At 71.4% G+C, this 22662-nt stretch carries 18 protein-coding genes; 11 read left to right on the top strand and 7 right to left on the bottom strand.

What is annotated here, in order from left to right:
- Positions 1-6 precede the first annotated feature (6 nt).
- Complete coding sequence (locus tag ABZ857_RS32980; protein ID WP_357050922.1) at positions 7-1503, top strand: tetratricopeptide repeat protein; 1497 nt, start codon at positions 7-9, stop codon at positions 1501-1503.
- 14 nt (positions 1504-1517) lie between these two features.
- Here ABZ857_RS32980 and ald read toward each other — a convergent pair whose 3' ends face one another.
- On the bottom strand, positions 1518-2633 hold the full coding sequence (ald, locus tag ABZ857_RS32975) for an alanine dehydrogenase (RefSeq protein WP_357050919.1): 1116 nt from the start codon (positions 2631-2633) through the stop codon (positions 1518-1520).
- A 67-nt stretch (positions 2634-2700) separates the two neighbouring features.
- Positions 2701-4083: an aspartate aminotransferase family protein gene (locus ABZ857_RS32970; protein ID WP_357050917.1), complete on the bottom strand. Its 1383-nt coding sequence runs from the start codon at positions 4081-4083 to the stop codon at positions 2701-2703.
- 243 nt (positions 4084-4326) lie between these two features.
- On the opposite strand from ABZ857_RS32970, the gene ABZ857_RS32965 reads away from it, so the two are divergent.
- Positions 4327-5679 carry a M20/M25/M40 family metallo-hydrolase gene (locus ABZ857_RS32965; protein ID WP_357050914.1) on the top strand — a complete coding sequence of 451 codons (1353 nt, stop codon included), beginning with the start codon at positions 4327-4329 and terminating at the stop codon, positions 5677-5679.
- Between the two features lie 21 nt (positions 5680-5700).
- Here the strand turns inward: ABZ857_RS32965 and ABZ857_RS32960 are convergent, their stop codons facing one another.
- The 4 genes from ABZ857_RS32960 to ABZ857_RS32945 all read right to left on the bottom strand — a co-directional run bounded on the left by ABZ857_RS32960 (position 5701) and on the right by ABZ857_RS32945 (position 9261).
- A complete protein-coding gene (locus ABZ857_RS32960) occupies positions 5701-6390 on the bottom strand; it encodes an IclR family transcriptional regulator C-terminal domain-containing protein (protein WP_357050911.1) in 690 nt (229 codons plus the stop codon).
- Between the two features lie 201 nt (positions 6391-6591).
- Positions 6592-7356 carry an amino acid ABC transporter ATP-binding protein gene (locus ABZ857_RS32955; protein WP_357050909.1) on the bottom strand — a complete coding sequence of 255 codons (765 nt, stop codon included), beginning with the start codon at positions 7354-7356 and terminating at the stop codon, positions 6592-6594.
- 31 nt (positions 7357-7387) lie between these two features.
- Complete coding sequence (locus tag ABZ857_RS32950; RefSeq protein ID WP_357050906.1) at positions 7388-8311, bottom strand: amino acid ABC transporter permease; 924 nt, start codon at positions 8309-8311, stop codon at positions 7388-7390.
- A 32-nt stretch (positions 8312-8343) separates the two neighbouring features.
- A complete protein-coding gene (locus ABZ857_RS32945) occupies positions 8344-9261 on the bottom strand; it encodes an ABC transporter substrate-binding protein (RefSeq protein WP_357050903.1) in 918 nt (305 codons plus the stop codon).
- A 365-nt stretch (positions 9262-9626) separates the two neighbouring features.
- Between ABZ857_RS32945 and ABZ857_RS32940 the strand changes: the two genes are divergently transcribed.
- The 9 genes from ABZ857_RS32940 to hutI all read left to right on the top strand — a co-directional run bounded on the left by ABZ857_RS32940 (position 9627) and on the right by hutI (position 21617).
- Positions 9627-10961 (top strand): FAD-dependent oxidoreductase, encoded by a 1335-nt coding sequence (locus tag ABZ857_RS32940; protein WP_357050900.1) that lies wholly within the window; start codon positions 9627-9629, stop codon positions 10959-10961.
- Positions 10962-10989: 28 nt separating this feature from the next.
- Positions 10990-12495, top strand: coding sequence for an aldehyde dehydrogenase family protein (locus ABZ857_RS32935; protein ID WP_357050898.1), 1506 nt, complete (start codon positions 10990-10992; stop codon positions 12493-12495).
- Positions 12492-13088, top strand: a complete 597-nt coding sequence (locus ABZ857_RS32930) for a UbiX family flavin prenyltransferase (RefSeq protein WP_357050895.1) — start codon at positions 12492-12494, stop codon at positions 13086-13088. The genes ABZ857_RS32935 and ABZ857_RS32930 overlap by 4 nt, the downstream gene beginning before the upstream one ends.
- A gap of 50 nt (positions 13089-13138) precedes the next feature.
- Positions 13139-14680: a histidine ammonia-lyase gene (gene hutH / locus ABZ857_RS32925; protein WP_357050892.1), complete on the top strand. Its 1542-nt coding sequence runs from the start codon at positions 13139-13141 to the stop codon at positions 14678-14680.
- Positions 14677-16194, top strand: a complete 1518-nt coding sequence (locus ABZ857_RS32920) for a UbiD family decarboxylase (protein ID WP_357050889.1) — start codon at positions 14677-14679, stop codon at positions 16192-16194. The genes hutH and ABZ857_RS32920 overlap by 4 nt, the downstream gene beginning before the upstream one ends.
- A gap of 66 nt (positions 16195-16260) precedes the next feature.
- Positions 16261-17916 (top strand): urocanate hydratase, encoded by a 1656-nt coding sequence (gene hutU, locus ABZ857_RS32915; protein WP_357050886.1) that lies wholly within the window; start codon positions 16261-16263, stop codon positions 17914-17916.
- Between the two features lie 4 nt (positions 17917-17920).
- Positions 17921-19138: an allantoate amidohydrolase gene (locus tag ABZ857_RS32910; RefSeq protein WP_357050883.1), complete on the top strand. Its 1218-nt coding sequence runs from the start codon at positions 17921-17923 to the stop codon at positions 19136-19138.
- Entirely contained in the window at positions 19135-20457 is a 1323-nt protein-coding gene (locus ABZ857_RS32905) for a formimidoylglutamate deiminase (RefSeq protein ID WP_357050880.1), read from the top strand. The genes ABZ857_RS32910 and ABZ857_RS32905 overlap by 4 nt, the downstream gene beginning before the upstream one ends.
- On the top strand, positions 20454-21617 hold the full coding sequence (hutI, locus tag ABZ857_RS32900) for an imidazolonepropionase (protein ID WP_357050877.1): 1164 nt from the start codon (positions 20454-20456) through the stop codon (positions 21615-21617). The genes ABZ857_RS32905 and hutI overlap by 4 nt, the downstream gene beginning before the upstream one ends.
- 118 nt (positions 21618-21735) lie before the next feature.
- Here the strand turns inward: hutI and ABZ857_RS32895 are convergent.
- Positions 21736-22662, bottom strand: a 927-nt coding sequence (locus ABZ857_RS32895) for a pectate lyase (protein WP_357050875.1), incomplete at its 5' end; no start/stop codon positions are given.

Genomic DNA, 22662 nt, shown 5'->3' with positions numbered 1-22662 from the left:
TCTCCCATGACACTAGTGGGAGCGACGGAGGCGACAGCGTGGCCCGGGATACCGGTCCCGCGTACCCCTGAACCCCTGGACCCGGCCGAGGCGAACCTGCTCGACAGGGCCCGCGACGGCGACCGCGACGCGGCGCACCGGCTGGGCCGGCTGTGCGCGGAGCGCGACGACCGACTGGGCGCCCGGCACTGGTGGGAACGGGCGGCGCGGGCGGGCAACGTCGACAGCGCCTACAACCTGGGGCTGTGGCACCGCACGCACGGGACGACCGAGGAGGCCATCGGCTGGTTCGAGCTGGCCGCGGGCACCGGCGACGCCGACGCGGCGACGAACCTGGCGTCGCTGCTGCTGGAGCGGCGCGGCGACACCGACGGAGCGCGCGAGTGGTTCGAGCGGGCGGCCGAGGACGGCTCCCGCCACGCGGCCCGGCGGCTGGCCCTGCTGTGCGAGGACCAGGGCGACGGCATGGGCGCCCGGCGCTGGCACTTCAGGGCGGCCGTGGACGGCGACCTGCGCTCGGCCCACGACCTGGGTTTCCTGGGCTACGCCGCGGGCGACGAGGCCGAGGCACTGCACTGGTGGGAGTACGCGGCGCGCGGCGGCCACGCGGAGGCCGCCTATCACATGGCCCTGCTCCTGCACGCGGCCCGCGACGAGAAGGGCGCAGAGGCGTTCTACCGGCTCGCCGCCCGCGCCGACCACCCCGGCGCGGCCTTCCGGCTGGGCGACATGGCGCTGTGCCGGGGCGACCTGCCCACGGCGCGCGCCTGCTTCGAGCGGGCGGCGCGGACCGGGCGGCCGGACGCGCGGCGGATGGCCGCGCTGGTCTGCGCCCGGATGGACGACAAGGCGGCGGCCGCCCACTGGTACGGGCGGGCCGCGGCCGACGACCCCGAGGCCGCCTTCCGCTTCGGGCTGCTGCTCGTCGCTGAGCACAACGACCTGAAGGGCGGGCGCCACTGGTTCAGGCGGGCGGCCGAACGCGGGCACCATGGCGCGATGGTCGAGCTGCGGACGCTGCTGCCCCTGCTCGGCGCGTCCCCCGAGGCCGAGGAGTGCCTGCTCGACCCGGCCCCGCCGTACTGGAGCCGGCCCGCGGAACCGGGGCAGGCCGCACGCGCCGAACTCGCCGTGGCGGCGGCGCGCAGGCGCGGAGACGCTGCGGCGGAGCCCGCGGACCTGGTCGAGATCCTGGGCACGTGGGATCTGGTCACCGGGAACCTGACCACCGGGAACCTGACCACCGGGAACCTGACCACCGGGAATCTGGCCACCGGGGCTTTAGCCGTCGGCGACGCGCCGGACGCGGACGAGGCCGGTCCGGCGGACACCGTGGGGTGGCTCGCACGGGCGAGCGGGCTGCACCGGGCCGCGATCGAGCACCTCGGCCTGGTGCGCGCCACCCTGCTGCGGCCGGGCACGGCCCCGTGGCCCACCCCGGCCGAGGTCGAGCACGTGCTCGGCACCGCGAGGGACCTGCGCAGGCGCCTCGGCCTGCGCTGATCCCCCACGCCGCGTCAGGCGGCGAGGATCTCCGCCACCGGCGTGTACGGCAGGTCGTGCGCCACCGCGACCGGCTCGTTGGTGAGCACGCCGGCGTGGGTGTTGAGGCCCAGGCCGAGCGCCTCGTCGCCGCGCAGCGCGTCCTTCCAGCCCTTGTCGGCGAGCTTGACGACGTAGGGCAGGGTCGCGTTGGTCAGGGCGTAGGTGGAGGTGTTGGCCACCGAGCCCGGCATGTTCGCCACGCAGTAGAACACCGACTCGTGCACGCGGAACGTCGGGTCGTCGTGCGTGGTCGGGCGGGAGTCCTCGAAGCAGCCGCCCTGGTCGATCGCGATGTCGACGAGCACGGAGCCCGGCTTCATGCGGGAGACCAGCTCGTTGGAGACGAGCGTCGGGGCCTTGGCGCCCGGGATGAGCACGGCGCCGATGACCAGGTCGGCCTCCAGCACGGCCCGCTCGATCGCGTACGTCGTGGAGACCAGCGTCTTCAGCCGGCCCTGGTAGATGGCGTCGATGAAGCGCAGCCGGTCGATGTTGATGTCGAGGATCGTGACGTCCGCGCCCATGCCGACGGCGATCTGCGCCGCGTTGAGGCCGGAGACGCCGCCGCCGATCACGACGACCTTGGCGGGGGCCACGCCCGGCACGCCGCCGGGGAGCACGCCGCGGCCGCCGTTGAAGCGCATCAGGTTGTACGCGCCGACCTGGGGGGCCAGCCGCCCGGCGACCTCCGACATCGGGGCCAGCAGCGGCAGCGCGTTGCCGGCCTGGACGGTCTCGTACGCGACGGCGGTGGTGCCGGCCGCGAGCAGGGCGTCGGTGCAGGGCCGGGACGCGGCCAGGTGGAGGTAGGTGAACAGGATCTGGTCCGCGCGGAGCCGGTGGTACTCCTCCGCGATCGGCTCCTTGACCTTGAGGATCATCTCGGACTCGGCCCACACCTCGTCGGCGCTCTCGACGAGCTTGGCGCCGACCGCGAGGTACTCCTCGTCGGTGATGTGGGAGCCGAGGCCGGCGCCGCGCTGGACGCTGACCTCGTGGCCGTGACGAACGAGCTCGTGGACGCCGGCCGGGGTGGCGGCGACGCGGTATTCGTGGTTCTTGACCTCGGCGGGCACGCCGATCTTCATGAGTTGTGTCCTTTCAAGCGGTCACTCGTCACGGTCGCCCCCTACCCGGCCGCACGAGCTCCATGGTCTACAGGCGGGCCCACGCCTCGGTGAGCACCGAACGGAGGATCGACTCGATCTCGTCGAACTCCTTGGGGCCGCAGATCAGCGGCGGGGCGAGCTGCACGACCGGGTCCCCGCGGTCGTCCGCCCGGCAGTACAGGCCGGCGTCGTACAGCGCCTTCGAGAGGAAGCCGCGCAGCAGGCGCTCCGACTCCTCCTCGTTGAACGTCTGCTTGGTGGACTTGTCCTTGACCAGCTCGATCCCGTAGAAGTAGCCCGAGCCGCGGACGTCGCCGACGATCGGCAGGTCCAGCAGCCGGTCGAGGGCCGCCTTGAACACCGGCTCGTTGGCCGTGACGTGCTCGAGCAGGCCCTCCCGCTCGAAGATGTCGAGGTTGGCCAGGGCGACGGCGGCCGACACCGGGTGGCCGCCGAAGGTGTAGCCGTGCGCGAAGGTCTCGGTGCCGTTCTTGAACGGCTCGAACAGCCGCTCCGAGGCGATCATCGCGCCGATGGGCGAGTAACCGCTGGTCAGGCCCTTCGCACAGGTGATGATGTCCGGCACGTAGTCGAACTTCTGGCCGCCGAACATCGTGCCCAGCCGGCCGAAGGCGCAGATGACCTCGTCCGACACGAGCAGCACATCGTGGGCGTCGCAGATCTCGCGCAGCCGCTGGAAGTATCCGGGAGGCGGCGGGAAGCAACCGCCGGCGTTCTGCACCGGCTCGACGAAGACGGCGGCCACGGTGTCCGGGCCCTCCATCTCGATGGCCTTGCCGACCTGGTCGGCGGCCCAGCGGCCGAACGCCTCGGCGTCCTTCTCCAGGCCGGGGAAGCCGGAGATCTCGTCGGCGCGGTAGAGGTTCGTGTTGGGGGCCTTGATCGCGCCGGGTACCAGCGGCTCGAAGACCTGCTTGAGCGCCGGGATGCCGGTGATCGACAGCGCGCCCTGCGGGGTGCCGTGGTAGGCGATGGACCGGCTGACGACCTTGGTCTTCAGCGGCTTGCCCTTGATCTTGTAGTACTGCTTGGCCAGCTTCCAGGCCGACTCGACGGCCTCGCCGCCGCCGGTGGTGAAGAAGACGCGGTTGAGGTCGCCGGGGGTGAGCTCCGCGAGTCGCGCGGCGAGCTCGGCGGCCTTGGGGTGCGCGTACGACCACAACGGGAAGAACGCCAGCTCCTGGGCCTGCTTGGCGGCGGCCTCGGCCAGCTCGGCGCGGCCGTGGCCGACCTGGACCACGAACAGTCCGGCGAGGCCGTCGAGATACCGCTTGCCGTGGATGTCGTAAACGTAGGCGCCCTCGCCGCGCACGATCATGGGCACCTCCCCTCCCTCGTAGGAGGAGTGGCGCGTGAAGTGCATCCAGAGATTGTCCTGTGCGGCCTTGAGTACGTCGGGGCGCGTCATCGCAACCTTCCCTCAGGTGATCCGTCGCTGTTGGACAGTGTGCATGCCACTTCCGCGTTTTGCCAAGTGATTGCGTGGCTTCACTGTGAAAGAAGTTCGGATTCCGCGACATCGACATGTAACGGCAACGAAATCCGTCACGGTAGATTGAAGCCGCCCAGACGTGGGAGATGGGTCCGCCGGACCTGTGGTCAAATGGGGTCCACCCAGCCGGGAAGATCCGCGTACATCCGGGAGAACGCCGTGACACCAGAGGAGATCGAGCGCGCCGTCGAGGAGGGCATGCCGCAGACGGTCGAGGACCTCAGGCGCCTGGTCGCCATCCCGTCCGTCGCGTTCCCCGGCCACTCCGAGGCCCCGGTCCTGGAGGCCGCGGCGCTCGTGGAGCGGCTGCTGCGCGCCGCCGGCCTCCCGCACGTCCGGCAGATCCCCATCGAGGGCAGCTTCCCCGCCGTGTTCGCCGAGGCGCCCGCCCCCGACGGGGCCCCGACCGTGCTGCTCTACGCGCACTACGACGTGCAGCCCTCCGGTGACCTCGCCCTGTGGCGCACTCCGCCGTTCGAGCCCACGGTCGCCGACGGCATCATGTACGGCCGGGGCGCGGCCGACGACAAGAGCGGCGTCATCACCCACGTGGCCGCGCTGCGCGCCTTCAACGGCCGGTTCCCGGTCGGCGTGAAGGTCATCATCGAAGGCCAGGAGGAGTACGCCGGCGAGCGCCTGGAGGCGTTCGTCGAGGCCAACCCCGAACTGCTGCGCGCCGACGCCATGGTCATCGCCGACGTCGGCAACCCTGAGGTGGGCGATCCCGCCCTCACCACGTCGCTGCGCGGCATGGCCGCGTTCACCGTGGAGGTCCGCACGCTCGCCGAGGCCGTGCACAGCGGCGCGTTCGGCGGCGCCGCCCCCGACGCGCTGGCCGCGCTCATGCGCATGCTGACCGCCCTGCACGACGACCAGGGCAACGTTCGGGTGCCCGGGCTCGAACCGGGGAGCTTCCCCGGCGAGGCTCTCGGCGATGAGGAGTTCCGCGCGCTCGCCGGGGTGCTCGACGGGGTGTCGCTGGTCGGCGGCGGCTCGCTCGCCGACCGGCTCTGGGCGTCGTACGCGATCACGGTGACCGGGCTGGACGTGCCGACGGTGACCGGCGCGATCAACGCGGTGCAGGCGGTGGCCCGGGCCCGCGTCACGATCCGCATCCCCGCGAGCGGGGACGCCAGGCAGGCGCTGAACGACGTGACGGCCTTCCTGGAGAAGGTCGCGCCGTGGGGGGTCAAGGTCTCCTTCGGCGACTTCGTCAGCGGCTCGGGCTTCCAGATCGAGCCGGGCGGCCCGGCCATGAACGCCGCGGAGCGGGCGCTGGAGCGCGCCTTCGGCCGCGCGCCGCGCCAGGTCGGCCAGGGCGGCTCGATCCCGCTGGTGGCGGCCCTCGCCCGGCAGTTCCCCAAGGCCGAGATCCTGCTGTACGGCGCCGAGGACGACGGCGCCTCGATCCACGCCCCCAACGAGCGGGTGGTGCTGGAGGAACTGCGCCGCATCATCACTACGGAGGCCCTGTTCCTCGCCGACTACGGCGGCTGGCACGGCGCGGCCTGACGCCCCCGCGCGGGCTGCGGATTATGACCTGGGCCAGGCGCCGGGATAGCCGAGCTCGGCGGAGAGGGACTGGGCGTGCTTGGCCACCGCCCTGGCGAAGGATTCCAGATCCTCGTCGCTGATGCGGAACGACGGCCCGATGATGCTGAGTGCCGCCACCACCGACCCGGTCGAGTCGTACACGGGGGCCGCCGCGGCGGCGGCCTCCGGCTCGACGGCGGTCCGGCGCGACGTGGCGAAGCCGTCGGCGGACAGCCGCCTGTTCAGCGCGGCGCCGACCGCCGTACCGACCGTGGGGATCGCCCGTCCCGCCCACGTCGCGTGCCGGATGGCGCGGGGGCTCTCCACCTGACGGAGGTAGAGCGCGTGGCTGTCCCCTTCGGGGACGGCCAGATAGGCCGTCTCGCCGGTGTAGTCGGCCAGATCACGCAGGTGCGGTTCGGCGATCTTGTAGATCGGCAGGTTGCCGAGGGCGATGGCGCCCGCCTGGAGCATCCGCGGCCCCGCGTGATAGAGACCGGACGAGTCCCGCCAGGCGAAGCCGGACAGCTCCAGCGCCTTCAACAGGCGTGCGGCGGTGCTCAGGGCGAGTTCCGCCTCCCGCGCGGCGACGGTGAGGGTGAGGCCACCGGGGGTGGTGGCGACTATGTGAGCAAGGCGAAGCGCACGTTCAACGGTACGTATCGCTGTCGGCTCGGCACTCTCGGACATGGGCCCTCGTCCTCCGACAGATTGATCAGCCTGGTCATGGGTTACGCGTTCAACCGTCGCGATCCCGATCTACGCACCATCACACTTCAAGGGGCCGGGCGCACGGCCGCGCAACGAACCGAAGATATCACTCGCCACGCGCTGATTTGCACCCGGCATGACAGCCGGTGGCGAGCGCCGCGGGAAATTCAGAAAAACGCGCTAAAGCACTTTCGACAGGAATGACTTGGTGCGGGCGTGCCGCGGGTTGGAGAGAACTTCGCTCGGGGCTCCCGATTCCACCACGACACCGCCGTCCATGAAGACCACCGTGTCGCCGACCTCCCGCGCGAATCCCATCTCGTGGGTCACGACCACCATTGTCATGCCCTCTTCCGCGAGTGAGCGCATCACGTCGAGAACCTCCCCCACGAGCTCGGGGTCGAGCGCGGAAGTCGGTTCGTCGAAGAGCATCAGCTTGGGCTTCATGGCGAGCGCCCGGGCGATGGCGACGCGTTGCTGCTGCCCTCCGGACAGCTGGGCCGGATACATGTCCCGTCGGTCGGCGAGCCCGACCTTGCCGAGGAGCTCCACGGCACGGTCGCGGACGGTCGCCCTGCTCTCCTTCCGGACCCGCACCGGCGCTTCCATGACATTCTGCAGAACCGTCATGTGCGGAAAGAGATTGAAACGCTGGAAGACCATTCCGATGTCTTTCCGCTGCTCGGCCACGGCGCGTTCGCCGAGCTCGTGCATCTTCCCGCCGCGCCGCACATAGCCGACGGGGTCGCCGTCCACGACGAGTTGTCCCGCGTCGATCTTCTCCAGATGGTTGATGCAGCGAAGGAAGGTGGATTTCCCCGACCCGGACGGCCCGACGATGCACAATACCTCTCGGCGGGCCACCTCGAGATCGATGCCGTTCAGGACTTTCACTCGGCCAAAGGATTTGTGCACCTGCACGGCTTTGACCATAGGCTCGGCCATCAACGGGTCCTTCCTGTTCTTCGAAACGCGCTCAACGGCGGCGGCCGGGCAGCAGGCCGGCGAGCCCGCGCAGGCTCCGCCGCCGGTCGTCGCGGCCGGCGAGCACGGTGGTCCCCCGGGCGAAGTGCCGCTCCACGAAGAACTGGCCGATGCTGAGCACGGAGGTGATCAGCAGGTACCACAACGACGCCGTGATCAGCAGGGGGATCGTCTGGTAGTTGGCGGAGTAGATGAGCTGCGCGGAGTAGAGCAACTCGGGATAGGCCAGCACCGCGACCAGGGATGTGGTCTTGAGCATCCCGATGGCCTGGTTGCCCGTCGGGGGGACGATGACGCGCATCGCCTGCGGCAGCACGATCCTTCTGAGGGCCAGTCCGCGGGTCATGCCGAGCGCCTGCGCCGCCTCTGCCTGGCCCCGATCGACCGAGAGGATCCCGGCCCGGACGATCTCGGCCATGTACGCCGCCTCGTTCAGCCCCAAGCCCAGGATCGCGGCCGTGAACGGGCTGATCAGATCGTTTGCCGAGAAGCTCGCGAACTCGGGGCCGAACGGCACGCCGAGGGACAGCCTCGGATAGAGCGCGGAGATGAATCCCCAGAACAGCAGTTGCACGAAGACCGGCGTGCCTCGGAACAGCCATATGTAGGCCCAGGCCGCACCGGAGATCAGCGCGTTGCGGGACAGCCGCATGACGGCCAGCGCGAGGCCGAGCACGATGCCGATCGCCATCGAGATGACCGTCAGCTGAATCGTGCGGCCCAACCCGGCGAAGATGCGGTCCGAGGTGAACCAGTGGAACACGACGTCCCACTGGAAGCGCTCGTTGGTGAAGATCGTGTTGATCAGCATCGCCAGCAGGACGCAGAGGGCCGCTGCCGCGACCCAGCGCCCCGGTTGCCTGCGGCGTACGGTCGGTAGCGACTCGGCGGCCGGCGTGCCGGCGGTTTCCATCATGTGCTGTACCCGCATAGAAGAAACGCCGTCGCTCATCCCTGCGGCTCGGCGCCGTTCACCAGAACCGCGTCGAGCTTGGTGTGCCCGATGCCCCACTTGTCGAGAATCTTCTGGTAGGTGCCGTTCTTCATCAGCTGGTCCAGAGCGGCCACCAGGGGCTTGACCAGGCCGCTGCCCTTCGGGAGCGCGATGCCGTGCATGACGACGCCGTACTCCTCTCCCGCCAGCTCGAACTGCCCCTTCGACTGGGTGACCTGGTAGGCGGCGATGGGAGTGTCGGCGATGCTGAGGTCGGCCCGGCCGCTGGACAGCGCCAGGTTGGCCGCCGTCTGGTCGGGATAGACCTGGACCTCGACGCCCTCCTTGCCGGCGCTCTTACACTTCGCGTCCTGCGCCGTCGCGTCGTCCTGCTGCACCGTGCCCTTCTGCACGGCGACCCGGTGCCCGCACAGGTCGTCGATGCTCTTGATCTGCACGGCGCCGGACTTCACGAAGAACGACGACCCGCCCTGGTAGTAGTCGACGAAGTCGAGGATCTTCCGGCGCTCCTCGGTGTCGTTGAAGCCCGACATGCCCATGTCGAACTTCCCCGCGCCGAGACCCGGGATGATGGCGTCGAACTGGGAGTTCACGACGGAGACCTTGAGGCCCATGACCTCGGTCAGCGCCTTGCCCAGGTCGGCGTCGAGCCCCACCACGGTCTGGCCGTCCTCGGCCATGAACTCCATCGGAGGGTAGCTCGCGTCGCTGGCGACCGTCAGCGTGCCCTTGTCCTTGAACTCCTGCGGAACGAGTGCGGCGACCGCCGCGTCCTGCTCCTGGGCGGGGATGTCACCCTGGGCGGTGGCGCCGCTCTGGGGAGAACCTGCGGAAGAAGCCTGGTCGTCGGCGGAATCGTCGCCGGATCCGCAACCGGCCAGCGCGACCACGGAGGCCAGGCTTGCCGCCAAGAGCGCGCGGGTGGGGGGCCGAAAAGCTCGGAGTCGCACGTTCATCGTTCTCCCTCGTGATGAGAAGAAGTGCGGACACGAGGTGGTGGGGGCGCACCACTTGGCCGGTGATACTGCCATCACGAACAAGAGAGTGTCTACCCCATAGCGGAACTAACCTCTGCTTGGCGGTTGCCCCCGCACGCAGGCACAACGCGCCCGTTACAGGCGGATTACCTCGCTGATCTCAGCTTCATAGGGATTTTTCAGCGTCGGCACCTTGTGAAGCTACTACCGCCTCATGGCATACTCTCCTGCCCAGTGGTAGTGATGATGACGCTCTCGCTCCCACGGTCTCCACACGTCGACGATCACAAGGAGCCCGAATGGTCCTGACAGATGCCGCGACTCCGGGGAGGGGGGCGTACGACGCCGTAATCGTCGGTGCCGGGGTCATCGGCGCCTCCATCGCGCTGGCGCTGTCCCGTTCCGGCTGGAAGACGCTCAACGTCGACCGGGAGGGCATGCCGGGTCACGGGTCGACCAGCGCGTCGGCCGGCATCCTCCGGGTCCACGCCGCGTCCAGGGACGCCGTCGTTCTCGCCGCGGAGGCCATCCCCTACTGGGAGAACTGGGCCGACTTCGTACGGCTGCCCGTGGGAGAGCGGCTCGCCGAGTTCCGCCGATGCGGCTCCGTGATCTTCGGCGACGGGTCGGGATACGGAGAGCGTGCGGCGGCCACGCTCGCGTCTCTCGGCGAACCGCACGAGCGCTGGACCGCCGAGCGGCTCGCCGAGCGCCTGCCGTTCTTCGACCTGCATGCCTTCGGACCGCCCGCCCTGCCCGATGACGACGATTTCGGGCGGGAGACGGACGTCATGATCCCCGGCGCCTTGTACACGCCGTCCTCCGGTTTCGTCGCCGACCCCGCGCTCGCGGCGCAGAATCTCATGGCCGCGGCCCGTCTCGAAGGCGCCGACTGCGCCCTGCGGACCACGGTGGTGGAGATCCGCAGGAAGGGCGGCCGCGTGCTCGGTCTCACCCTCGGCGACGGGCGGCGGATCGACTGCCCGGTCGTCGTCAACGCCGCCGGACCGCACTCCGCGGCGATCAACCGGATGGCCGGGGTCGAGGAGGGCATGCGGGTGCGCTCCCGCCCGATACGACAGGAGCTCCACCAGATTCCGGCACCGCCCGGCGTCGACTTCCTCGCCGACGGCCTGCACGTGGTCGACGGCGACCTCGGCATCAACTTCCGCCCGGAGGCGGGCAACGCGATCCTCGTCGGCGGGAACGGCGCGGCCTGCGACCCGATCGTCGAGGTGGCCGACCCCGACGCCCACGATCCCGCTGTCAGCGCGGCCGTCTGGGACCGGCATGTCCTGCGGCTCGCCAGGCGCGTGCCCGAGCTGCGGATCCCGTCCCGTCCCTCCGGCGTGGCCGGGCTGTACGACATCACGGACGACTGGCTGCCGATCTACGACCGCACCGACCTGGACGGGTTCTACGTGGCCGTCGGCACCAGCGGAAACCAGTTCAAGACGGCACCGCTCGTGGGGGTGCTGATGGCGGCCCTCATCGCCGCGGCCGAGTCCGGCCGCGACGTCGACACGACCCCCCTCGTCATCAGGGGCGAGCACACCGGCCGGGACATCGACCTGTCGACCTACTCGCGCCTGCGGCAGGTGGATCACGGCCTCGTGACCACTGTCAACGGCTGACACGACCACACCGCAGGAAGGAGCCGGCATGTCCGGTGTCGGAGAGGCACTCGCCCACTTCTGGTCCGACTCGCAACCCAGGGCGTTCGTGGCCGGAGAGTGGGTCGCCGCCGGCGCCACCGCGCCGTCGTACGACCCGTCGACGGGCGAGGAGCTCGCCGCGGTGCCGTACGCGTCGGCCGCGGAGGTGGACGCCGCCGTCGAGGCCGCGCGCGGCGCCCAGCCGGCCTGGTCGGCGGCCGGGCTGGAGGCACGCGCCGACGCCCTGGAGCTGGTCGAGGCGAGCTTGCGCGCCCATGGCGAGAAGCTGGCGCTGCTGGACTCGGCCGACAGCGGCAACCCGCTGGCGTCGGCCCGCCGGGACATCGGGCTCGCGCTGCGTTATCTCAAGCGCTGGCCGTCCTTCGCGTTCGCGCTGGCCGGACGGGCGACCACGCCGGCCGAGGACGCGCTGTCCTACACGTTGCGCACGCCCTACGGGGTGGTCGGGAAGATCATCGCTTTCAACCACCCGACGCTGTTCGCCCTCGGCGGCATGATCTTCCCGCTCCTGGCGGGCAACACTATGGTCATCAAGGCCGCACCGCAGACCCCGCTCGCGACGCTGGCGATCGGCCGGGTGCTGGCGGACGTCCTGCCCCCCGGCGTGGTCAACATCGTGGCCGGCGGCGCGGAGACGGGCGACGCACTGGTGACGCATCCGGCCGTCAAGCGGATCGCCTTCACCGGCAGCCTGCCGACGGCGCTGGCGATCCAGTCCCGCCTCGGGGCGCGCGGCCGGATCAAACATCTGACCACGGAGCTCGGTGGCAAGAACGCCATGGTCGTCTTCCCGGACGTCGACCTCGACGCGGCGGTGGAGGCCGCCGTGGCCGGAATGAGCTTCACCGTGAGCCAGGGCCAGTCCTGCCAGTCCACCTCGCGGCTGCTGCTGCACGAGTCGATCCACGACGACTTCGTGACGAGGCTCGCGGAGCGGCTGCGGCGGCTCCGGGTCGGCGTGGCCTACGACGAGGGCAGCGACATGGGCCCGCTCGTCTCGCTCCAGCAGTTGGACCGTGTGCGCGGCTATGTCGCCTCCGGATGCGAGGAGGGGGCCGAGCTGGTGACCGGCGGCGGGGTTCCCGACGGCGTGCCGCCCCGCGGCTACTACCTGGAACCCACCCTCTTCACCGGCGTCACCCCACGCATGCGGATCGCCAGGGAGGAGATATTCGGCCCGGTGGTCGCCGCCATGACATGGTCGGACCACGACGAGATGCTGCGTCTGGCCAACGACGTCGATCTCGGGCTCAGCGCCGCCGTGTGGTGCCGGGACATCGACCTGGCCCTGCGGACCGCCCACGAGCTCGAAGCCGGTTACGTCTGGGTCAACGACGCCAACCGCCACTTCCTCGGCGCCCCCTTCGGCGGCGTGAAGAACAGCGGGGTCGGCCGGGAGGAATGCCTGGACGAGCTGCTCAGCTACTTCGAGACCAAGGCCGTGAACGTCCGCGTCCCGCGGCGGCTGGAGAACCCGGGAGGGCCGCGATGAGCGGTGCGACCGGGCAGAACCGGCGGCTGGTCGTCGGGATCTCCGGCGCCAGCGGCGCGATCTACGGCATCCGCGCCCTGCAGGAGCTCGCCCGGCATCAGGTCGAGACACATCTGGTCGTGTCGAAGGCGGCGGCGATGACCATCGCGATGGAGACCCCGATGTCGGTTCGCGAGGTGCGGGGGCTGGCCGCCCACACCCATGCGATCACCAACGTCGCGGCGCCGGTGTCCAGCGGTTCCTTCCAGACCATGGGCATGCTCATCGCGCCGTGCTCCGTGCGCACCCTCGCGGAGATCGCCACGGGGGTCACCACCACCCTGCTCACCCGCGCGGCGGACGTGGCGCTCAAGGAGCGCCGCCGGCTGGTCCTCCTGCTGCGCGAGACCCCGCTGACGCTCACCCACATCCGCAACATGGCCACGGTGACCGAGATGGGCGGCGTCATCGCCCTGCCCACGCCGAGCTTCTACACGATGCCGGCGACGCTGGACGACGTCGTCGACGAGACCGTCGGGCGCGTCCTCGACCTCTTCGGCATCGACACCGGGCTGGTCCACCGGTGGGACGGCACGCCCCCCGCTTCGCCCTGATTCGACCTGATTCGACCTGATTCGACCTGATTCGATCGAAAGGATTGATCATGACTACCACCGTGCGCATCTCGACCGAGGGAATCGGTCTCGACGCGCTCCGGCGGCCGTTCGCCGGGCCCGTACAGGTCGAGCTGGACGACGACGTCCTCACCCGGGTCGACCGTGGTCGCCAGGTGATCGACACCGCCATCGCGCGCGGCGACACCATCTACGGGGTGAACACCGGTTTCGGCAAGCTGGCCGACCGGAAGATCTCGCCGGACGACCTCCTCGAACTGCAGCGGCGCCTGATCATGTCGCACATGACCGGTGTCGGCGAGATGCTGCCCGACGACGTCGTACGGGCGATGTTGCTGGTCAAGCTCGCCTGCCTCGTCCAGGGTCACTCCGGAGTGCGGCGGGAGATCGTGCTGTCGCTCCAGGCCCTGCTCAACGCCGACGTGCTGCCCTGCGTGCCGGCCCAGGGCTCGGTGGGCGCCTCCGGAGACCTCGCTCCCCTGTCGCACATGGCGGCGGTGCTCACCGGTGAGGGACGGGTCCGCGTCCACGGCCGGGAGACGGACGCCGCCGAGGGGCTGCGGATCGCCGGGGTGGACCCCGTCGTGCTCGGCCCGAAGGAGGGCGTCGCCCTCATCAACGGGACGCAGGCCTCGACCGCCCTCGCGCTGCGGGCGCTGTTCGCCGCCGAGGCCGTCTTCAACGCCGCCGTGGCGGCGGGAGCGCTCAGCCTCGAAGCGGTCGCCGGGCGTCCGGCGGCGCTCGACCCGCGCATCCAGCGGATCAGGCGCCAGCCGGGTCAGATCCGCGTCGCCGCCGCGCTCGGCCGCCTGGTCGGCGGCAGCCCCATCCTCGCCAAGGAGTTCCCGGGGCGACGGCTTCAGGACCCCTACTGCATGCGCTGCCAGCCCCAGGTGATGGGGGCGGCCTTCGACCTCCTGCAGTTCGCCGCGACCACGCTGCTCAACGAGGCCAACTCGGTGTCGGACAATCCCCTGATCTTCCCCGACGACGAGGAGATCCTTTCCGGCGGCAACTTCCACGGCCAGCCCGTGGCGTACGCCGCCGACATCATCGCGCTGGCGCTGTGCGAGGTCGGATCCCTCTCGGAACGCCGCACCGCGATGCTCAACGATGCGAGCATGAGCGGGCTGCCGCCCTTCCTCGTCAAGGACGCGGGCCTCAACTGCGGCTACCAGCTCGCCCAGGTGACGTCGGCCGCCCTGGTGGCCGAGAACCGCGCGCTGGCGACGCCGAACAGCGTGGACAGCATCCCGACCTCCGCCGGCCAGGAGGACCACGTCAGCATGGCCACCCATGCCGCGCGCCGCGTGCACCGGATGGCGACGAACGCCTCCTACGTGGTGGCCATCGAGCTCCTGTGCGCGGCGCAGGGCGTGGACCTGCGGGCCGACGGCCAGGTCGCGGCGGGCACCCGGCCGGTTTACGACCTCGTCCGGGCGCGGGCCCCCTATCTCGACATCGACCGGGTTCTCGCGCCGGAGATCGAGGCGGTCCAGGACCTGGTGCTCGACGGGGCGTTCCTCGTGCACGGCGACGTGCGGTACGCCGAGACGGAGCCGGCCCAGTGAGCGAGGAGACGGTGCGCACGGAGACGGTGAGCAAAGAGACGGTGAGCGAGGAGACGGCAGGCGCGGCACCCGAACCCGGCGGTCCCGCCGATCTGCGGAGCTTCCTGCGGGACCTGGCGGCGTCCGCCCCGGAGGCGCTGATCACCGTCGAGCGCGAGGTGGACCCCGTGCACGAGCTCTCGGCCGTCGTGAAGGCGCTGGAGCCCCACGGCGCCCCGGCAGTGCGCTTCCAGCGGGTCAAGGGGAGCCGGATGCCGGTCGTCGCCGGCCTGTACGGCACGCGCCGCCGCATCGCGCTCGCTCTCGGCAGAGACGTCCGCGAGGTCGTCGATTTCGCGGTGAGCTCGATCCGGCACCCGCTGCCGGCACGTCCCGTCGACGCGGCGCCCGTGCAGGAGGTCGTGGAGCGGGGCGACGCCGTCGACCTCACCACGTTGCCGTTCGGCGTGCACTCGCGGGACGACGCCGGCCGCTACATCACCTCGGGCGTCACGCTGGCGCGGGACCCGGCGACAGGCAAGATCAACACGGGCATGTACCGGATGATGGTGCTCGACCGCGACCACATCACCGTGAACGCCGCGCCGGACCACGACCTCGGCCGGATGATCACTGCCGCGGCCGAGCGGGGCGAGGACGTGCCCATCGCGATCGTGATCGGGCACCACCCCGCCTACGCCATCGCCTCACAACTCAAGCACCCCACCGACGTGGACTCCCACGAGGTCGCCGGAGCCCTGCTCGGCCGTCCGCTCGACGTGGTCCGGGGCGTCAGCGTCGATCTGGAGGTGCCGGCGTACGCCGAGATCGTGCTGGAGGGCGTCATCGAGGCCCGCGACGTCGTCCGGGAGGGTCCGTTCGGGGAGTTCACCTATTACTACGGCGCGGCGCGAGCGCCGCAGTGCAGGATCACCGCGGTCACGCACCGGGCCGACGCGCTGTTCAACGATCTGCACCCCACGCATGCCGAGCACCGGTGCCTGTGGCTCTTCCCCGGGCGGGAGGCACGGCTGCTGGAGGCCGTCCGGGCCTCCGTTCCGACGGTGCGCGACGTCCGCATCCCCTTCCACGGCGGCTCGCTCAGCGCCTACATCTCGATCGAGAAGCGGCACGAGGCCGACGGCAGGCAGGCGCTGCTCGCGGCGTTCGCCCGTGACCACTTCCTCAAACACGTGGTCGTCGTCGACCCGGACGTCGACGTGTTCGACGATCGGGAGGTGTTGTGGGCGCTCAACGTCCGGTTCCAGGCCGATCGGGACCTCGTCCGTCTCGACCACGCGAAGGGCATCAAGATGGATCCCAGCGCGAAGCGGCTCGGCTCGGCCGACCGGCCCGACGTGGTCACCGCGAAGCTCGGCTTCGACGCGACCAAGCCGGTGACCGGCCCGTTCCCGGAGCGTGCCGACCTCGCGCCGCCCGGCTTCGACCACCTCGACCTGACGGAATACGTCGACCCCGCGACGTGGGACCGGATCGGCTCCTTCGCCCGGCTGGCGGAGGCCATGTCCGAATAGGGACGTTGTCCTGATAAGGGCGTTCGAATCGTCACAATCTCCTGAATCAAGGAAAGGAACAGCGTCATGGAAGGCGCCCGTCCCGTACGCGCCCCGCGAGGTACCGCGCTCACGGCTCGAAGCTGGCAGACCGAGGCCCCGCTGCGGATGCTGATGAACAACCTCGACCCGGAGGTGGCCGAACGCCCCGACGACCTCGTGGTGTACGGCGGCACCGGCCGCGCGGCCCGCGACTGGCGGGCGTACGACGCCATGGTGCGCACTCTCACCACGCTCAAGGACGACGAGACGATGCTGGTCCAGTCCGGCAGGCCGGTCGGGGTGATGCGCACCCACGAATGGGCCCCCCGGGTGCTCATCGCCAACTCCAACCTCGTCGGCGACTGGGCGACCTGGCCGGAGTTTCGCCGGCTGGAGAACCTCGGCCTGACGATGTACGGCCAGATGACCGCCGGGTCGTGGATCTACATCGGCACCCAGGGCATCCTCCAGGGGACGTACGAGACGTTCGCGGCGGTCGCGGCCAAGCGCTTCGGCGGCACCCTCGCCGGAACGCTGACCGTCACCGGCGGCTGCGGCGGCATGGGCGGCGCCCAGCCGCTGGCCGTCACCCTCAACGCGGGCGTCTGCCTCGTCGTCGACGTGGACGCGGAACGGCTGCGCCGCCGGGTCGAGCACCGCTATCTCGACGAGGTGGCCGACTCTCTCGACGCCGCGATCGAGCGTTGCCTGACGGCCAGGCGGGAGCGGCGCGCCCTGTCCGTCGGCCTCGTCGGCAACTGCGCCACCGTGCTGCCCGAGCTGCTCGCACGCGGCGTCGAGGTCGACATCGTCACCGACCAGACGAGCGCGCACGACCCGCTGTCCTACCTCCCGGAGGGCGTCGAGGTCGCGGACTGGCACGACTACGCCGCGAGCAAGCCCGAGGAGTTCACCGAGCGGGCGCGGGCCTCGATGGCCAGGCACGTGGAGGCGATGGTCGGCTTCCTGGACGCGGGCGCCGAGGTCTTCGACTACGGGAACTCCATCCGCGACGAGGCGCGCCTCGGCGGTTTCGCCCGCGCCTTCGCCTTCCCCGGTTTCGTCCCCGCCTACATCCGGCCGCTCTTCTGCGAGGGCAAGGGCCCGTTCCGGTGGGCCGCGCTGTCCGGTGACGCCAGGGACATCCACGCCACCGACCGGGCCGTCAAGGAGCTCTTCCCGGACAACGACCACCTCCACCGGTGGATCGACGCCGCCGGGGAGCGCGTCGCCTTCCAGGGCCTGCCCGCGCGCATCTGCTGGCTCGGCTACGGCGAACGCGACAAGGCGGGCCTGCGCTTCAACGACATGGTCGCCTCGGGCGAGCTGTCGGCCCCCATCGTCATCGGACGCGACCACCTGGACTGCGGCAGCGTCGCCTCGCCGTACCGCGAGACGGAGGCGATGGCCGACGGGTCGGACGCCATCGCGGACTGGCCGCTGCTCAACGCCATGGTCAACACCGCGTCCGGCGCCACCTGGGTCTCGATCCACCACGGCGGAGGCGTCGGCATCGGGCGCTCGATCCACGCCGGGCAGGTCACCGTGGCCGACGGCACCGCCCTGGCCGTGCAGAAGATCGAGCGGGTGCTGACCAACGACCCGGGCATGGGCGTCATCCGGCACGTCGACGCCCGCTACGAGATCGCCGAGCGGGTCGCGGCCGAGCGTGGCGTGCGCGTTCCGATGCGGGAGAGCTGACCAGGTGGCACCGGATGCGGAAGCCTTCGACGGGCTGTGGGCGGCGATCGAACCGGTGGGACGGGACGGCCGCACCGGCGGTTATCGCCGTTTCGCCTGGACCGGCGAGGACGCGACGCTGCGCGAGTGGTTCGCCGGCGAGGCCGCGGCCCGGCGGCTCGACCTCGTCGTCGACCGGGCCGGCAACCAGTGGGCCTGGTGGGGCGACCCCGACTCCGCCGCGTCGGCAGGACGTCCGGGAGTCGTCGTCGGGTCGCACCTCGACTCGGTGCCCGACGGCGGCGCGTATGACGGCCCGCTGGGCGTCGTTTCCGCCTTCGCCGCGCTGGACCTGCTGCACGCCCGGGGGTTCGAACCGGCCCGGCCGATCGGCGTGGTGAACTTCGCGGACGAGGAGGGCGCCCGCTTCGGTGTGGCCTGCGCCGGTTCCCGGATCATCACCGGCGCCCTGGACGCCGACCGCGCGCGGGGGTTGCGCGACGCCGGCGGGACCACCATGGCGGAGGCGATGAGCCGGGCGGGGCACGACCCCGCCCGGGTCGGCCCGGACCCGGAGGCGCTGCGCCGGGTCGGCGCCTTCGTGGAACTGCACGTCGAGCAGGGCCGGGGGCTGGTCGACCTCGGCCGTCCGGTCGCGGTCGGCTCGTCCATCTGGCCCCACGGCCGCTGGCGGCTGGACCTCACCGGCGAGGCCAACCACGCGGGCACCACCCGGCTGGAGGACCGCCGAGACCCCATGCTCACGCTGGCGTCGGCCATCACCACGGCACGGCGGGCCGCCGCCGCCCGCGGCTGCGTGGCCACGATCGGCAAGGTGCACGTCGAGCCGAACGGCGTCAACGCCATCCCGTCAGCCGTACGCGCCTGGCTGGACGCTCGGGGGCCGTACGAACCCGACGTCCGGGCGGTGGTCGGGGAGGTCGCCGGTGCGGCCGGTGGCGTCGAAGCGGTGGAGGAGTCGTTCACGCCCGAGACGATCTTCTCGGTCGAGCTGCGCGACCGGCTCGCCGCCCTCCTCGGGGGCGCGCCCGTGCTCGGCACCGGGGCGGGTCACGACGCGGGGATTCTCGCCGCGGCCGGCATCCCCACGGCGATGCTGTTCGTCCGCAACCCGACCGGAGTCTCGCACTCCCCCGCCGAGCACGCCTCGCGCGATGACTGCCTGGCGGGCGTGGCCGCGCTCGCCCGGGTCGTCGAGGACCTGACGGGACGGGTCGCATGAGCGCGACGCGCTGGCACGCGGCGTACGCCTGGCTGCCCGGCGGCCTGGCCCGGAACGTGACCTTCGAGGTCGAGGACGGGCGTTTCACCTCCGTCACCCCGGGTGCCGAGGCGGGGGGCGCGCGCCGCCTGCCGGGCGTCGTGCTGCCCGGCCTCGCCAACGCCCACAGCCACGCCTTCCACCGGGCGCTGCGCGGCCGCACCCATGATCGCGGCGGTGATTTCTGGACCTGGCGCGAACGCATGTACGGCCTGGCACGGCGGCTCGACCCGGACGGCTACCTCGCCCTGGCGCGGGCGACGTACGCGGAGATGGCGCTCGCGGGGATCACCTGCGTCGGGGAGTTCCACTACCTGCACCACGGTCCGGACGGCACGCCGTACGACGACCGGAACGCGATGGGCGAGGCGCTGCGGCAGGCGGCGGCCGACGCCGGGATCCGGCTGACCCTGCTCGACACGCTCTATCTCGCAGGTGGGCTGACCGCGCGGGGGCATGTCCCTTTGGAGGGGCCGCAGCGGCGGTACGGAGACGGCGATGTCGAGAGCTGGGCCGGTCGCGTCGCCGATCTGCCGCCCTCCCCCGGCACACGCGTCGGCGTGGCCGTGCACTCGGTGCGCGCGGTCCCCCGCGAGGCCCTGGCGGGTGTGGCCGAGACGGCGGCAGGACGGCCGCTGCACGTCCACCTGTCGGAGCAGCCGGCGGAGAACGAGGCGTGTGAGGGCTTCTACGGCCTGAGCCCCACAGGGCTGCTCGAAGCGGAGGGCCTGCTGGGTCCCATGACGACCGCCGTGCACGCCACACACCTGCTGGAAAGGGACATCGCGGCCCTCGGGCGTGCCCGGACGACGGCCTGCCTGTGCCCGACCACCGAACGCGACCTCGCCGATGGCATCGGACCCGCCCGCGCGCTGCGGGACGCGGGCGCCCCGCTGTCCCTGGGCTCCGACCAGCACGCGGTCATCGACCTGCTGGAGGAGGCCCGCGCGCTGGAGATGCACGAACGGCTGCACACGCTGCGGCGGGGCAGTTTCGGCCCGGGGGACCTGCTCGGCGCGGCGACCGCGCATGACGGGCTCGGCTGGCCCGACGCCGGGCGGCTGGAGCCGGGGGCCCGCGCCGATCTCGTCGCGGTGCGGCTGGACACCCCGCGCACCGCCGGAGTCGCGCCGGACCAGATGGTGTTCGCCGCGACCGCGGCGGACGTCGACACCGTCATCGTGGACGGGCGTGTCGTCGTGGCCGAGGGCCGGCACGTCCTGGGTGACGTGGCGTCCCTGCTGTCGGCCGCCGTCGAGTCGCTTTGGGAGCACGCGTGACCACTACCCTGCTCACCGGAATCGCCGAACTCGTCACCAACGACCCGTCCCTCGGCGACGGGTCGCCTCTCGGCCTGCTCCGGGACGCCGCGGTGATCGTCGAGGACGGGCACGTCGCGTGGGTCGGCCCAGCCGGGCGGGCGCCCGGCGCCGACCGGCGGCGCGACCTCGGCGGCCGGGCCGTCGTTCCCGGCTTCGTCGACTCCCACGCCCACCTGGTCTTCGCCGGGGACCGGGCCGCCGAGTTCGCCGCCCGCATGTCCGGCGCCAGGTATGACGGCGGGGGCATCGCCACCACCGTCGCCGCCACCCGGGCGTCGAGCGACGACGAGTTGCGGGCCCTGCTCGGCGGCCGGATCGCGGAGATGCGCGCTCAGGGCACCACCACCGTCGAGGTGAAGAGCGGGTACGGCCTCACCGTCGCCGACGAGGTCCGCGCGCTGCGCCTGGCCGGGGAGGTCACTCAGGAGACGACGTATCTCGGAGCGCACGTCGTGCCCGCCGGGACCGGCCGGGACGACTACCTGCGGCTGGTGACCGGTGACATGCTCGCCGCATGCGCGCCGTACGCCCGCTGGATCGACGTCTTCTGCGAGCCCGCCAGCCCGCACGCCTTCGACGGGGACGAGGCCCGCGCGATCCTCACGGCCGGACGGGACGCCGGTCTCGGCCTGCGGGTGCACGGCAACCAGCTCTCCGCGGGTCCGGGCGTGCGGCTCGCCGTCGAGCTCGGCGCCGCGAGCGTCGACCACTGCACGCACCTGACCGGCGCCGACGTGGACGCCCTGGCCGGCGGCACCACGGTCGCGACCCTGCTGCCCGGGGTCGAGTTCTCGACCCGCTCGCCCTATCCCGACGCCCGGCGGCTGATCGACGCCGGCGTGACGGTCGCGCTCGCCACCGACTGCAACCCCGGCTCCTGCTACACCTCGTCGATGCCGCTCGTCATGGCCCTCGCCGTACGGGAGATGCGGATGACCCCGGCGGAGGCACTGTGGGCGGGCACCGCGGGCGGGGCGAAGGCCCTGCGCCGTGACGACATCGGGGTTCTCAGCCCCGGCCGCCGGGCCAACCTCACGATCCTTGACGCCCCCAGCCACGTGCACCTCGCGTACCGGCCGGGGGTGCCCATCGCGCGGGCGATCGACGGCCTGAGCTGAGCGGCCTGACGCCGATCGTCCAAGCGGGAAGGCCCGGCGGCTGGGGGGACCACCGGGCCTTCCGTTTTCGCACCGCCGTCACACGTGACCCCGGGGATCCCGGGACCGGCCGGCGCGCTTACTGGTAGTGGATGTCGGAGGAGCTGTAGATGCAGTTCGTCCCGTCGGCGCCGCTGCCGATCTCCGTCGGCTCGCTGCCCTTCGGCACGCCCTTGTACTTCAGGCACACGATCATCTTGTGGTTGGGGTCGTTCTTGATCGTGATGTTCGAGAAGCGCGCGGTGTCGCCCCAGTTGGTGTTGATGCCCGCGAGCGCCTTGCCGGGGTAGGTCGCCACGATGTTCGACATCTGGACGTGCCGCTGGTAGGAGTTCGTGCAGTTGCCGCAGGCGCGATAGAGCTTCCCGAAGTTGTCCACCTGGAAGTTCTTGATCACCATCGTGCCGGGGCCGTTGTGCTGGAACACCTTGTCGGACGCGCTCTTCGCGCCGCCGCCGTCGATGGTCATGACCTGCGACGACGAGCTGCCCAGCAGGGTCGCGGCGTCCTCGCCGACGTCCTCCCACCAGACGTTCTGCAGCGTGCAGCTGCCCAGGCAGTGGATGCCGTCGGCGCCGGGCGAACCGATGATCACGTTCTTGAGCGTCGCGCCGTTGGCCAGCTCGAAGATCGGGTCCTGGCTCTCGCTCTGCCCGCCGTCACCCATGGCGCCGCTGGCGTAGTAGCGCTTCAGGCCGCCGTCCATGGTGCCGGAGACGCTGATCGTGCTGGTGACCGCCTGTGAGCCGTTCGGGCTCGGCCAGCCCGACGGCGGCGTCGGGTTGGTCGTCGGGCTGCTGCTCGGCTTGCTGGTGGGGCTGGCCGTGGGGCTTCCGCTCGGGGTCGAGCCGGCCGGTTGGAGGGTCCACTGCTTGGTGGCGGCCGAGTCGCAGGAGTTCTGCTGCACCAGTGCGCCCGAGGAGGTGGAGTTGTCCTTGGTGTTCAGGCACTTGTCGCTGTTGGCGTTGATCACCTGGTAGTTCGACCCCGAGGCGGTGAGTTCCCA

Origin of the sequence: Microbispora sp. NPDC046933, from assembly GCF_040644635.1 — a bacterium.
Taxonomy (GTDB): Bacteria; Actinomycetota; Actinomycetes; order Streptosporangiales; family Streptosporangiaceae; genus Microbispora.
The sequence above is the reverse complement of the archived record's forward strand: the minus strand, read 5'-3'. Positions and strand labels throughout refer to the sequence as shown.